8 protein-coding genes are annotated in these 13,572 nt (G+C 66.8%); 3 read left to right on the top strand and 5 right to left on the bottom strand.

What is annotated here, in order from left to right:
• Positions 1 to 5: 5 nt before the first annotated feature.
• From FA87_RS17450 to FA87_RS17440, 3 genes are all read left to right on the top strand, one after another.
• Positions 6 to 1,193, top strand: a complete 1,188-nt coding sequence (locus FA87_RS17450) for an amino acid aminotransferase (RefSeq protein WP_036109668.1) — start codon at positions 6 to 8, stop codon at positions 1,191 to 1,193.
• A 76-nt stretch (positions 1,194 to 1,269) separates the two neighbouring features.
• Positions 1,270 to 2,178 (top strand): recombination-associated protein RdgC, encoded by a 909-nt coding sequence (locus FA87_RS17445; RefSeq protein WP_043696330.1) that lies wholly within the window; start codon positions 1,270 to 1,272, stop codon positions 2,176 to 2,178.
• Positions 2,179 to 2,250: 72 nt separating this feature from the next.
• On the top strand, positions 2,251 to 3,018 hold the full coding sequence (locus FA87_RS17440) for a YgjP-like metallopeptidase domain-containing protein (protein WP_043696327.1): 768 nt from the start codon (positions 2,251 to 2,253) through the stop codon (positions 3,016 to 3,018).
• Positions 3,019 to 3,050: 32 nt separating this feature from the next.
• On the opposite strand, the gene FA87_RS17435 is transcribed toward FA87_RS17440, so the two are convergent.
• From FA87_RS17435 to FA87_RS17415, 5 genes are all read right to left on the bottom strand, one after another.
• Positions 3,051 to 4,049: an alpha/beta fold hydrolase gene (locus FA87_RS17435; RefSeq protein WP_239709125.1), complete on the bottom strand. Its 999-nt coding sequence runs from the start codon at positions 4,047 to 4,049 to the stop codon at positions 3,051 to 3,053.
• A gap of 100 nt (positions 4,050 to 4,149) precedes the next feature.
• Positions 4,150 to 6,000 carry a M1 family metallopeptidase gene (locus FA87_RS17430; protein WP_043696324.1) on the bottom strand — a complete coding sequence of 617 codons (1,851 nt, stop codon included), beginning with the start codon at positions 5,998 to 6,000 and terminating at the stop codon, positions 4,150 to 4,152.
• A gap of 89 nt (positions 6,001 to 6,089) precedes the next feature.
• Complete coding sequence (locus FA87_RS17425) at positions 6,090 to 9,359, bottom strand: DUF6543 domain-containing protein (protein WP_043696322.1); 3,270 nt, start codon at positions 9,357 to 9,359, stop codon at positions 6,090 to 6,092.
• Positions 9,360 to 9,498: 139 nt separating this feature from the next.
• Positions 9,499 to 10,248: a bifunctional demethylmenaquinone methyltransferase/2-methoxy-6-polyprenyl-1,4-benzoquinol methylase UbiE gene (ubiE, locus tag FA87_RS17420; protein WP_036109683.1), complete on the bottom strand. Its 750-nt coding sequence runs from the start codon at positions 10,246 to 10,248 to the stop codon at positions 9,499 to 9,501.
• A 67-nt stretch (positions 10,249 to 10,315) separates the two neighbouring features.
• Positions 10,316 to 13,525 carry a DUF6543 domain-containing protein gene (locus tag FA87_RS17415; protein ID WP_043696319.1) on the bottom strand — a complete coding sequence of 1,070 codons (3,210 nt, stop codon included), beginning with the start codon at positions 13,523 to 13,525 and terminating at the stop codon, positions 10,316 to 10,318.
• Positions 13,526 to 13,572 lie beyond the last annotated feature (47 nt).

The following is a 13,572-nucleotide window of genomic DNA, read 5'->3' as shown; positions in this document are numbered from 1 at the left end:
CGACCATGACTCTCTTCTCTTCCGTCGAACTCGCACCGCGCGATCCGATCCTCGGCCTCAACGAAGCGTTCGGCGCAGACACCCGCACCGACAAGGTCAACCTTGGCGTTGGCGTGTACTACGACGCCAACGGCCATGTGCCGCTCCTGCGCGCCGTGCGTGAGGCCGAAAAAGCCCGCCTCGAGGCGCAGTTGCCGCGCGGTTACCTGCCCATCGACGGCATCGCCCTCTACGACAGCGCCGTACAGAACCTGCTCTTCGGTGCCGCCTCCCCGCTGCTTGCCGATCGCCGCGTCGTCACGGCCCAGGCTTTGGGCGGCACCGGCGCTCTGAAAGTCGGCGCCGATTTCCTCAAGCGCCTGAACCCGTCGGTGCCCGTGGCCATCAGCAACCCCAGCTGGGAAAACCACCGCGCGCTGTTCGAAGGAGCGGGCTTCGAGGTCGTCGACTACCCGTATTACGACGCCGCGACGCACGGTGTCGACGTCGACGCCATGCTCGGCGGCCTCGCGAAACTGCCCAGGGGCGCGATCGTCGTCCTGCACGCCTGCTGCCACAACCCGACCGGTGTCGACCTCGTCGAGGCGGACTGGGTGCGCGTGATCGAGGCCGTGCGCAAGCACGACCTCGTGCCCTTCCTCGACATCGCCTATCAGGGCTTCGGCGACGGTATCGAAGCCGACGCCATCGCGGTGCGCCTCTTTGCCGATGCCGGCCTGCCGTTCTTCGTCGCGAGCTCGTTTTCGAAGTCGTTCTCGCTGTACGGCGAACGCGTGGGTGCCTTGTCCATCGTGACCGGTTCGCATGACGAAGCCGTTCGCGTGCAGTCGCAGCTCAAGCGCGTCATCCGCACCAACTATTCCAACCCCCCGACCCACGGTGCCGCCGTCGTCTCGGCGGTGCTCAACCACGCCGAGCTGCGCGCGCAGTGGGAAACCGAGCTGGGCGAGATGCGCGATCGCATCCGCGCCATGCGTCGTGGTCTGGTCGAGCGACTGGCGAAGCACGGCGACTTCGGCTTCATCGAAGCACAGCGCGGCATGTTCTCCTATTCCGGCCTTTCGTCGGCGCAGGTCGATCGCCTGCGCACCGAGTTCGGCATCTACGCCGTCGGTACCGGCCGTATCTGCGTCGCCGCGCTCAACGACGGCAATCTGGACCGCGTCGCTTCCGCGATCGCCCAGGTCGTCTGACCGTCATTCCGCGCTCCTACGCCGGCGGCGCCTCGCGCCCGCCGCGGTCCCTCATTCGCAAGAGAATCGCCGATCCATGTTCTATCGCAACCTGACACTGTTCCGTTTCTCCGAGCCGGTCGCCGCCGACCTCCAGCGCCTCGACGAGGTGCTGCCCGAGCATCGCCTTCGTTCCGTGGGTCCGATGGAAATGTCGACGCGCGGCTTTATCTCCCCGCTCGGCCGCAAGGAAGAAGCACTGACCCATTCCGTCGCCAGCAACACGATGGTCACCGTCGCCGGCGAAGACAAGCTCCTGCCGACGTCCGTGGTGAACGACGAGCTGGCCAACCGCGTGCAGAAGATCGTCGACGAAGAGGGCCGCAAGGTCAGCGGTCGCGAGCGTAAGCGCATGAAAGACGACGTCATGAACGAGCTGCTGCCGCGCGCCTTCGTGCGTACGTCGCGTATGTCCGCTTATGCCGACAAGAAGCACGGCTGGCTGGTCATGGACACATCCAGTCGCAAGTCGGCTGAGAACACCCTCAGCCAGATCCGTGAGGCGCTGGGCAGCTTTCCGGCCGTGCCGCTGGCGCCGGAGGAATCGCCGCGCATCCTCATGACTCACTGGGTGGCCACCGGAGAATTGCCGGCGGGTCTGGCGCTCGGCGACGAATGCGAACTGCGCGACCCGGCCACCGCCTCCGGCGCCATCGCGCGCTGCCGCCGACAGGATCTCGACACCGATGAGATCCGTGAGCATCTGCGTACGGGTAAGCAGGTGTTTCAGCTCGGCCTGGTCTTCGACGACCGCATCTCATTCGTGCTCGGTGAAGACCTGATTCTGCGTAAGATCAAGTTCACGGATGTGGTGCTGGACGAGCAGGGCGACAGCCCTGAATCGGCTGCCGCGGAGATGGACGCGAATTTCGCCCTGATGGCAGGCGAGTACGCGCGACTCCTCGGCAAGCTGGAAGAATGGTTCAAGTTGCCGCGCCCCGAGTGATTCAGGCGCCGCGTCGCAGGAATTGATATGGGTTGGTGGGATGTTCGTCGGGATCGAAAAGAGACTCGCGACATGGCATCGGAAGAAAGTGAGTGGCTGGAGCTGTCGACGCCGACCGGAGGCACGATTCGCGTGCTCAAGTCGGCGCACCCGCGCGCGCGTCGGCTGCGCCTGACCGTCACCCCCAAGGGTGCCCGCCTCACCTATCCCAACGGTACGCACACGGCACAGATGACGGCCTTTCTCCGTCATCATGCCGACTGGCTCGAGCAGAAACTCGGCGAGTTTCACCTCGATGCCGAGCCGCTTCCGCGCCTGAAAGTCGGTGTGCCGACGACGTTCCCGTTCCGCGGCGAAGAAATCGCGCTTGACTGGGCCGAGGGTCCCTATCCCCGCGTGGATCAGACGGCGGACGGCCTCACCCTTGTCATTCCACGTCCGCACACGCGGGCGTTGCTCGTGGCGCGCGGTCTGCTCGCCACTCACTTCGAAGCTCAGATCCGAAAGGACGTCTCGCGCTGGCTGCCGGCCTATATCCCGATGATCAACGCGGCCCCTACCGCATTGAAAATCCGCCCGTTGAAAAGTCTCTGGGGCAGTCTGGATACGCGCGATCGCATCAATCTGGATCTCGCCCTCGCGCTGGCGCCACCCGCGGCACTACGCTATGTGCTCGTCCATGAATTGTGTCATCTGAAGGTGCGCAATCACTCGCCGCGCTTCTGGCACTGGGTCGAAGGCATTTTCCCGGAATGGAAGGAACAGCGGAACTGGCTCCGCGCGCATGGCAGCGGATTGAAGATGCAGCTGGACCGGTTGGTGGCCGACGTCGCGGACTGAATCGCCAGGCTCGCTGGCGATGACAAGCCACCTCAATGCGCCAGCGCGAAACCCGTGATGACCCGCGCCGTCTCATCGGGTTTTTCGAGCATCGGCATGTGCCCGCAACCATTCATGATCGTCACGCTGATGGCTGGCGAGCTCTTCAGACCGTTGCGCAGCGTATCCAGTGCGGAGACGTCGATGATCTTGTCGTCCCGGCACCACATGCCGAGCACCGGCATGGGCAATGTGCCGATGACGGGATCGAGCGCGTAGGCCTGTGCGGGGTCTTTCAGCTGGGCGAACGTACGTGCGATGAACTCGTGGTCCTTCGCGTTACGGTCCAGTATCGCGTCCTCGAGACGCCCCGGAATATGCGGTGGCTTGAGGAAAATCCGCGCGAGGAGGGCTTCGAGGTCGGCACGGTCCTTGAGCAGGAACGGATTCTTGCCGGCCTTCACGTCACGAACGAAGTCGTTGTCCTTGAAGGTCAGTCCGAGCGAACTCATCAGCACGAGGCTCGCGACCCGGTCCGGGTGTTCGCTTGCGTAGACACCGGCGATCGCGCCGCCCATCGACTGGCCAACCAGCAGGAAATGCTGCAGTCCCGTCGCCGCCGCGAACGCTTCGATACGTGCCGCCTGTGCGGGAATGCCGTAGTCGCCGTTGTCGTTGCGCGACGATTCGCCCCAGCCGGGCAGGTCCGGTGCGACGACATGGAAGTGATCGGTCAGGCCCTTGGCCATTTCCAGCCAGGTTTCCTTGTTGGCGGCGAAGCCGTGCAGCAGCACGATGGTGGGGCCGGTTCCCCCCTCGTAGTAAGACCAGGTCGTATCGCCCGCCACGACCTGCTTCTCCTCCATGTGTGCCGCCATCGCGAGACGCGCGGCGTCCGCCTTCAGCAACAGGGATGGCGCGAACAGGTAGACGCCTCCGGCCCCTACGCCCAGCACCGCCGCGACGACGATGAGGAACTTGAGTCGCCGCAGCAACAGGCGCTGCCAGAGGGGGCGCGACGTGGTGGTGGCCGGGATGGGGGTCTTTGCCATGAAATCGGAAGCCTGGAACGAAGGACGCCCCGCAAGATGCGGGGCGTGGGAGCAGGATGCAAGCCCTGCGGCCGCCGGAGCGGCGCGCAGGAACCTGCGGTCAGTTCTTTTTCGACGTCCCGGCGAGGATGCGCTCCACCGCCTGCTGCGTCATCGGGTGGTAGCCGCTCTTCGCCCTGGCGTAGGTTGCCTTCGCGTATGCGAGACCCTCCGGCGTCCGCGCGAACGCCCGATAGACCGGCGTCGTCAGGTACAGGCGGCCAATCCGGGTCATGTGTTCGGCCGCGGCAGTCCAGACGTCCTTGTCGCCGGCGGCGATCGCATGGGCATACCAGCGCATGCCGATTTCGGCATTGGGCGTACCGGTGAGATGCCAGGCGGCGTCCAGCTCCTTCATCTTCGCCAGCGGCGGGACGTCCGGCATGCGATCCAGGAAGTACATCCATTCCTGGGTATTCCAGGTTTTCGCCTCGAGCTTGTCCGCCGCCAGGGTACCGCCCAGGAAAGCGTCCCGCTGTTTGTCGATGCCGTCGAAGCGCGCGGAGGTCGGCAGCGGTGCGTTCTTCGGAATGCCCGGCTGCCAGATCCACGCGCGTGCCTCGGCTTCGCTCATCTTGCCCGGGTACTTATCGAGCAGGTTGGCCTTCAGATACGCGAACATCGTGTCGGTGTCGATGCTCTGGAAAGCGAAGTGCGCGAAGTAGCCCTTCAGATAGGCATCGAAGGTGTCGCGGCCGAAACGCTGCTCCAGGGTACGGAGGAACCACGACCCCTTGTCGTAGGCCACCGAGGAAAGGGAGTCGTCCGCGCCGACGCCACGTGCGTCCGGCGTGAGCTTCTGGGTGTTGGCGGGCATGGCGCCGATCGTCTTTTCGAGTTCGCGAGCGGAAAGCAGGGCTTCCTCGTCGGCCTGCGACTTGCCGTAAACGGCCTCGGTGATGCGTCCCTGTACGTAGGTGGTGAAACCTTCGTTGAGCCAGATGTCGCGCCACGCGGCGCTGGTCACCAGGTTGCCCGACCACGAATGGGCCAGCTCATGCGACACCAGCGAGACGAGACTCTTGTCACCGACGAGCACCGTCGGCGTGGCGAAGGTCATGTTCGGGTTTTCCATGCCGCCGAAGGGGAAGGACGGCGGCAACACGAGAATATCGTAGCGACCCCACGCATACGGCCCGTACAGCTTCTCCGTCGTGGCGATCAGTTTCTCGGTGTCTTCGAATTCGTGCGCGGCCTTGCCGACGATGCTGGGTTCGGCGTAAACGGCGCTGCGTGGTCCGGTTTCCTTCACCGCGATGTCGCCCGCCGCGATGGCCAGCAGGTACGAGGGGATCGGATGCGGCTGGTCGAAACGGAAGTCGCCGTTCAGCGGGTGCTTCGCGTCGTTGATCGCGCTCATCACCACTCGGACGTCCTTCGGTGCGCTGATGTGCGCATCGTAGGTGAAGCGAATCGCGGGAGAGTCCTGCAGCGGTACCCAGGAACGGGCGTGGATGGACTCCGACTGCGAGAACATGAAGGGCTGCTTCTTGTCCGCCGTCTGCTCGGGCGTCAGCCACTGCAGGCCCGAGGCCTCCGGCACGGTCGTGTACGCGATACGCACGCTGGCGGGGTGCGCCGGTGCCTGGATCGTCAGCTTCGACCCCAGTTCCTTGTCGCGCGGTGCGAGGGCGAACTTCAGCGAAGAGGTCTTGCCGTTCGCATCGACGGCATCGACGCTGGCGATCTTGAGGTCGCGCGTGTCGAGTACGAGATCCTTCGCCCTGGCATCTTTCCAGTCCAGGTCGAGCATGGCGTCGCCGGCCAGTTCGCGCTTGCCGAAGTCGAGCTTCAGGTCGAGATTCAGGTGGGTGACGCGGACGGCGTCAGGCTGGGCGTACGAGTGCGGGTCGGCCGCGAAAGCCACGACGGGAAACGTCATGGTCAGGGCAAGGACGGGAAGCAGGCGCATTGCGGGATTCCGGTGGAAGGAAGCACCCAGTATGCCATTCATGCCCGGATCGATCCGGCGCGTTACGCACCGGATCGACGGGTTGGCCTTCAGCGCGGAAGGCGCGGCCAGGTGCCGAGTTCGAACTCGTTCCCCCATAGCCATACGTTCGGCGGGGCCGCCCGCGGCGCGCCGGTCGGCAGTCTCGGCCGGATCGTGAGGGTTCCGGGATCGCCGATACCGTACCGCAGCAGGTCGAATGGAGGCAGCAACGACCCGGTCTGCCGTGTGGCGATCGTTCGCAGGTCGATGCGCAGCCACGCTCCCTTGAGCGACCCGTACGTGGCGCCGGCGATTCCGGGAAACGCGGTGTAGGGCGAGTGCGAATAGACGGGAATCCCGGTGTGCGTGAACAGCCGGTGCTGGCGTATCGAGACGGCAGCGCCCCGGAACAGGTCCGCCTGATCGCGCGGCAGGTAATACCACACGGTCGCCGGCCACTCGGACGGCGGGACGATCACCATGTTCGCGGGTGCCGTGCCCACACTGAGGTCGTGCACGAGTTGGGATGACGCCACGAGCGAGCGGTTGATGGGGGCGCCGGGAAGATGACGGGCAAGACGCAGCGCTTCGCGCCAGGTCGATGCGTGGGCGCCTGCCGGCACAGCGGCGGTTCCGGTGCCGCGAAGCACCTGGACCGCCTCGTCCGAGCCCCCGGCGAGCCGCGACAGCTCGCGCAGGAGGATGTCGCGCTGGGCCAGGTTGAGTGCCCCGACCTCCGGATCGGTGAGACCCCGGTCGCGCAGCAGCACGTGCATCTCCGGGGTGACCGCATGCGGTGCGCCGCCGAGCAGGCCGACGTCGCGCCGATACGTCCACACGCCGTCCGGCGAGCGGGCGATCGCCGGCCCCGTGAAGTTCGCATCGGGTGCGCCCGCGCGCGTGAGACGCCAGGTCGCGTGTTCGCGGTCGTAGCGGACGCCGTAGACCTTGTCATGCTGGCGCAGGTAATGCCGCCCGCCCGTCACGTGGAAACCTTCCGAACTGCGCGTCGCTCCCGACAGATCGACGGCGGCCTCGAAGCGTGATTCGAACACGGCGTCGGCCCGGGTGATGCTTCGCCGCGTCGGCGTAAGCAGGGTGGACGAAGCCCGTGCGCGTACCATCGCACCGGCGACGCGTGGCAGCACCGGACGAAGGCCGATGACGTTCAGCGCCGAGGTATAGCCGTCGACGATGTCGAGGTAAGCCTGCGAGTAGTCGCCCGCCCTGACGTTGTCATAGAAGCGCCAGGACGCCTGGAACGTACGCGGTACCGACTGCACGACGCTGGACACGGTGTGCGCGACGGCGCGTTCCTGCCAGGCGATGACGGACATGAGCGACGCGAGTACGGCCTGACGCCCCTCGGCATCGGCCTCGCCGGTCGTCCGGGACCCCGCGCGCACATCGTGCAGCATGTGATCGACGGAGGCGTCGTACATGGCCTTGAGGAAATCGTCGTGAATCTCGCGCTCTTCGAAGGGACTGTCCATGCGCGACTGGCCCGCATTTCCCTGCTGCGACAAGACCCAGTTCGCCAGACGCGAACCGTCGCTCATGCGGAACCGCCGGCTGCCGTTCTGCTCGGTCTGCGCGAATTCCGCGGGAAGCCGGTCGAGCAGGTAGCTTTCGAAAGTGGGATTGAGCAGGAATTCCCGTGCCGCTTCGGCGCGCGAAGCGAACTCGCGATACGTGCGACCATCCGGCGCGTCGGGTGTATAGAAAACCACACGCGACGAGGCACGGCTGTCACGCGCGGCGACGAAGACCATGTCCGATAGAGGTACGCCCTTGAACGTGAGCTGGTGAACGACGACGTCGTGACCGAGTACCTTCGCGCGCCGTCCTGGCGTTGGCGCATCGAGCGCGGCGGCGAGCAGCCGGTAGCCGAACTCGCCCTGATCGTCGTAGAAGCTTCGCGGCTCGTCCCGGCGGTAATAGGCGATCCGCGCGTCGGCGGCTTCGAACCGCATCCGCGCCTGCTGCAACGCGATCGCGAAATCGCGCGACGTCGCTCCGGCCGGTGTCGAACGCAGACGCGATTCGAGGTATTCCGCGTAGCGCCGCCCCGCGTCGAGCTCGCGGATCATTGTCGCGAGCGCCGCACCGTTCAGGGGTACGGACAGTGGCTGCCCGTCGTCGCGCGATACCGCGCCCACGGACAGGCCATGCGACGCGATATTGCGCAACGCCAGCGCGACCAGCGGCACCTTCCGCCCCTGCGTTCCGCCGAACAGCATGGACAGCGTGGCGATCGGATCGCCGGTCGGCATGTCCGCCATGGTGACCGCGAGGGTGGATGGATCGTCCGTGATGCCCAGCGGTATGAGCCGCGCCGCGAGCTGCGCGCGCACGAAGGCGTCGAGCGAGAGGGCCTCGGTCATGCCTTCACCGCGCCTCGCTTCGCCCATGCCCTGCATCGTGTTCCGGTAATCGGCGCGGGCGCGATACCAGTCGTCGCGCACGGCGACGGGAACGTCGCGCAGACGTGCCTCGTCGATCGCTTCCGCGAGCCGTATGTCGCGCTGATCGAGCGCAGCGTGAACATCGACGTAGGACGACAGGCGCAAGGCTGCGGTGACATGGTCCACCAGACCGGCGACGTCGCAGTCGCCCGCGGCGAACCGATCCCATGCGCTGCCGATCTTCCCGGCCTGGGTCGCGACAATGCGTTCCGCGAGGCGTGCGAACGGTTGTTCGCCCAGGGGACGTTCGCTTACCGCCACGCCCTCGCCGAGCACGACTGGCGAGGCGTCGTCGACGGCGACCAGGCCATGACCCGACGCGAGTGCCTGGCGCAAGCGATGGTCGAGCACCTGCCGGAGCGATTCCATACCGTCGAAGCGTTCCCATCCACGGTCGGGCGTGAAGGCGAGGACGAGGTCGGGCCGGCTGCCGTCTTTGACGACGAAAGCGCCCGCATAGGCACTGCCCCCGACGAGCAGCTCACTCATCGTCACGGAGGCGGGCAGCGGGGCTCCGCCTGCGCGCGAGGCGATCATGGCGAGGTCCGCCGCCGCGGCGTCCAGGGTGCCGTCGTCGCGTAGCAGGGCGCCGTCGTCGCGAGCCACGTCGGCCATGCGCTGTGCAAGGGCGCTCATGCGCGTCCCCGGGGCCATGCCGGGCGCACCGTCGACCGGGGCCTGCCAGTGCGCATGCAAGGCGCCGAGAAACGCGGCCTTGCCATCCACGTCGGGAGCGTCGGGAAGTACGGGCAGGGAATCCTGCTGCGCGATCAGCCAGGCCTGCGCTGCGTCGAGGCGGGCGACGGTGTCGATGCTCGCCTGCGAGGCGTCGCTGACGATCGCAGGGGGTGCCTGCGGCGGGGTCATGTCCATGTGCGTCCTTTGCGTGGGATATCACGCAAAGGTTAGGCAGTCGCCGTACGGAGATATGTCCCCGTGCTCACCGACTTCCGGTCAGCGCCGCGTCAGCGACCGCGTCGGAATAAACCTTGTCAGAACGAGCCCCGCGCTTTCAGAGCTTATAAGCGCGATGGATGGCGACGATGCCATTCGTCAGGTTGCGAACTTCCACGTGGCCGAAGCCGGCCTTCAGCATCATGCCTTTCAGGGTTTCCTGGTCGGGATGCTTGCGAATCGACTCCGCCAGGTACTGATAGCTGTCGGCATCGTTGGCGAACAGCTTGCCCAGGCGGGGCAGGATGCGGAACGAATGCACGTCGTAGAGTTTTGAGAGGACGGGACTCTGCACCCTGGAAAATTCGAGCACGAGCGCGCGGCCGCCGGGCTTGAGAATGCGATGCATGTCCGCCAGCGCCTTGTCCTTGTCGGTGACATTGCGCAGGCCGAAAGCGATCGTCACCGCATCGAAGCTGTTGTCGGGAAACGGCAGTGCCTCGGCATTCATTTGCGCCCAGCGCAAGCCGGAGACGAGCCCGCGATCGGTAAGGCGATCGCGGCCGACGCCGAGCATCGCCGCATTGATGTCGCCGACCACCACCTCACCATCGTCGCCCACGACGGGTTTCAGCAGGGCGGCGATATCCCCCGTGCCACCCGCGAGATCGAGCACGCGGTCACCACGACGCACGCCGCTCACCGCCACGAAATGGCGCTTCCACAGGCGGTGGATGCCGAACGACATGAGGTCGTTCATCAGGTCGTAGTTTCGGGCGACCGAGGTGAACACCTGGCCGACGAGCTTCTGCTTGTCGGCGACAGGCACGTCGCGGAAACCAAAGTGGGTGGTATCGGTCTTTTCCATCCGGCGATGGTACCCCGGTTGCCGCCCCCCGGCGAGCGCAGGGCTCGTCGGGAAGCGGCGGGCGCGGTCACGGCAAGGCCTGGCGTCCCGCGGTGAAGTCGCCCGGCTCAAGGCCGAGGAAGTTGATGGAGAACCCCGTGTCGGGCTGGATCACATAGGTGATTTCCGCGCCACGACGATCCTCGATCACCCGGATGGTCGGCCTGCCGTTCGGTCCCGGACGGTGCCGGTAGCGGTCCAGGTGCACTTCCACCCACTCCTGTGACCGCGCACCCGGCACGTTGCCCGTGGCCATCCCGGCGACGCGTGCCGCGGGCGGTGTGCGTGTCGCCGGCAGGCCGCGTAGCCCGGTGCCCGGCGACACCTGCAGCGGAATCACCTGCGACCCGTTGCCGAGGGCGCCGTAAAAGCCCGCCGGGTAGTGAAACAGGGAATTCGGCCATTCGCCCGGACTCAGCACGCGCCACGAGGCGCCGGGCCCCGGTTGCGTGCCGAGGGGCAGCGGCTCGGTCGGTGCGCCGCGGGCCGTGCGGAGCGCGTCGTTCCACGCCGTCCGCTGGCGCAGCGTGACGAAGCGGGGGTGCGGCTGCGACGTGACATCCCAGACGATCAGATTGGCTTCTCCCGCGCTGCGCAGCCGTTGTGCGAACGACTGCTCGAACGTCCAGCGCTGGAAGTCGCTCAGACCGGCAAGTTCCTGGCCGGTCACGCCGCGCGAGGCGGGTTGCGGGAATGCCGCGTCGTCCACCCAGCCGCCCCTTAGCCCCACACCTGTGCGCAGGCGCCAGCCGCCGTAGGCCACCGGCTCGATGGCCGGGCCTGCGAAAGCCGCATCCAGGGCGTTCGGGCGGGCAAGCCGCCACGTACCCGAGGCCGCGTCATGGCGAACTTCGAAGACGGACTCCTGCTGGCGGATGTAGCGCCGGCCGTGTAGCCGGTGCACGCCGAGAGCGTCGGACGGTATGCCGGAAAGATCGACATCCCGGGTCGCATAACGAGGATCGAGCCGCTGACGCGTATCCGTCAGGCGGAGGCCGGCATCCAGGCTGCGCAGCCCGCCTGCTGGCGGACGCAGCGACAGGCGTGGACGCGGCACTTTGCCGAATCCCGCTCCCCAGCCGGCGACATGCAGCGATGCGGTATAGGCTTCGGTGAAATCGACGAACGCCTGGTGGCGGTCACCCGCCTTGACGTTATCGTAGAAACGCCAGGTGGCACGCAGCGCCTGGCCGACAGCGCTGAGCGAGTCCTCGACCAGTGCTTCCGGCCCGCGAAACGCACGCAGAACGACCGCCAGCGTGGCGGTGATCGACTCCCTGTCCGCCTGGTCCGTGCTGCGACCGATCCAGGCGACGTCACGGGCCTGGCGTTCCACCTCCGCGTCGAAGAGTGCGGTACGGACGTCGCCGTCGACGTCGCGTTCCTCGAACCGGGCCTCGGTAAGGGTGCCACGGCCGTCACCGGCGGCCGACAGCACCCAGTGCGAACGGCGGGTCGCCTCCGAGATGCGGAACCGACGTCCGCCCCCCTGGGGCACGGGCTCGCTGAATTCCGCCGGCAGCCGCTGCAACAGGTATTGCTCGAACGCCTTGGCATAGAACAGCTGCCGTCCGGCCGTCGCACGGTCGCTGAATTCGTGAAAAGGCCGGCCATCGGGTGCATCGGGCGTGTAGATGACGACGCGCGGTGAACTTGCCGGATCGTGCACGCCGATGATGAGCACATCGCTGACAGCGGCGCCACGATAGACCAGCTGTCGCACCGTGACACGGTGGCCACCGACGCGACGGCGCGCCGCCGCGGAGGGAGCGTCGAGTACGGCTTCCACCAGGCGATAGCCGCGCTCCTCGTGGTCGTCGAGGAAGACCGGTGTCTCGCCGCGAAGGTAGGTCGCCATGCGCGCGGACGCCGCTTCGACACGCATCCGCGCCTGCTGCAGACGCATGGTCGACTGGCGGAACGCGCGTCCGGCGGGGTCGCTCATGCGTGCGCGCAGATAAGCCTCATAACGCGGAGCGAGATCGAGACGGCGTGCGATATCCCTGATGGTAGCGATGTCGGGCGCTCGCACCCCGTCGGGTAAGGCGGTCGAGACGACACGAAGGCGTCGTGCATCGATGTGGCCGGTATTGCGCAAGGCGAAGGCGGCCAGACTCATGCGCGTAACGGGGTCGGCTGGCGCGGTCCCCAGCGCGGGGACCGTAAGCGCTTCGCTTCCGGAGGCTTCGATACCGATATCGTCGGGGTCGATCGGGAAACCGCGGGAAGCCAGCGCGGACGCGAGTTCCGTCCGCGTCCACGTGGCCAGCGTCGACGGTGCCTCGCCATCCTGTCGCGTGGCGTCACCGGAGCGCGCGCTGGCGTGGCGGTAGGCGCTGACGGCGTCACGCCAGCCCTGTGCCACGTCCGCCGGCACACGGGCGAGCCGCTCCTCGTTCAGCGCCACCGCGAGGCGAGTCTCGCGCTGGCCGAGGATGGCGAAGACGTCGACTGTTACCGACAGATCGAGCGCGGACGAGGTTTCGTCGGCCACCGCCTCCGGCGTGGGAGCATCGGTCGACGATGGCCAGGCGTCCGTGAGTTCACTTCTCTGCAGGGCGACGAGCGATTGCGCCATCGCATCGAACACGGGACCCTCGATGGGAGCCGATCCCACGAACCGCCCGTTGGCGATCACGCGCTGCGTGTCGTCGGCGCGCAATCCCGGAAGTTTTCGCTGGGCGGCAAGCCGCTCACGCATCATCGTCTCGGTCTGCGCATGCAGTTGCTCGAGGCTGGCGAAGGCATCCCACCCGCGATCGGGCAGGAAGCGAAGGACGATGTCGGGGTGGTTGCTGTCGAGCAGCACAACCGCGCCGGCACAGGCGACATCGCCGATGAGCAGCGAGCGCGCCTCCATGCCGGGCGGCGGCAGGCCGTCGGCCGAGCGCGCGAAGCGCGTGGCGAGCTCGACGGCGAGCGTTCCCAGCGTGTCGTCGCTACGGCGAACGATGGCTTCGTCGCGCATGATCGCCGCAAGCCGGGTGGCGAGTGCGGCGACACGCGTCACGGGAGCCGTTCCCGGCGCATCGTCGACGGATTGTCGCCAGTAAGCATCCAGCCCGGCGAGATAGGCGTCGCGGCTCTCGATCGTGAGAGACGCGGGCAGTACCGGCAACGCATCCTGCTGCCGGCCTAGCCATGTCTGGGCGTCTGTCAATCGCTGGAGGGCATCGATGGCCTCCTGCTGGGTGCTGCTGACGACGGCAGGCGGCGCCTGCGGTGGAGTCATATCCATGGTGCGTCCTTTGCGTGGGGAATCCCGCGCAAAGGTTAAGCACACCG

The organism is Luteibacter sp. 9133 (genome assembly GCF_000800155.1).
GTDB classification, from domain to species: Bacteria; Pseudomonadota; Gammaproteobacteria; order Xanthomonadales; family Rhodanobacteraceae; genus Luteibacter; species Luteibacter mycovicinus.
Note: the sequence above shows the minus strand (reverse complement) of the source record. Positions and strands in the feature narration are given on the sequence as shown.

Bases quoted from the DNA above. Each gene is read 5' to 3' on its own strand.
- FA87_RS17440 (WP_043696327.1), top strand. From the start codon at position 2,251: ATGGCATCGGAAGAAAGTGAGTGGCTGGAGCTGTCGACGCCGACCGGA.
- ubiE (WP_036109683.1), bottom strand. From the start codon at position 10,248: ATGGAAAAGACCGATACCACCCACTTTGGTTTCCGCGACGTGCCTGTC.
- FA87_RS17425 (WP_043696322.1), bottom strand. From the start codon at position 9,359: ATGGACATGACCCCGCCGCAGGCACCCCCTGCGATCGTCAGCGACGCC.
- FA87_RS17435 (WP_239709125.1), bottom strand. From the start codon at position 4,049: ATGGCAAAGACCCCCATCCCGGCCACCACCACGTCGCGCCCCCTCTGG.
- FA87_RS17415 (WP_043696319.1), bottom strand. From the start codon at position 13,525: ATGGATATGACTCCACCGCAGGCGCCGCCTGCCGTCGTCAGCAGCACC.
- FA87_RS17450 (WP_036109668.1), top strand. From the start codon at position 6: ATGACTCTCTTCTCTTCCGTCGAACTCGCACCGCGCGATCCGATCCTC.
- FA87_RS17430 (WP_043696324.1), bottom strand. From the start codon at position 6,000: ATGCGCCTGCTTCCCGTCCTTGCCCTGACCATGACGTTTCCCGTCGTG.
- FA87_RS17445 (WP_043696330.1), top strand. From the start codon at position 1,270: ATGTTCTATCGCAACCTGACACTGTTCCGTTTCTCCGAGCCGGTCGCC.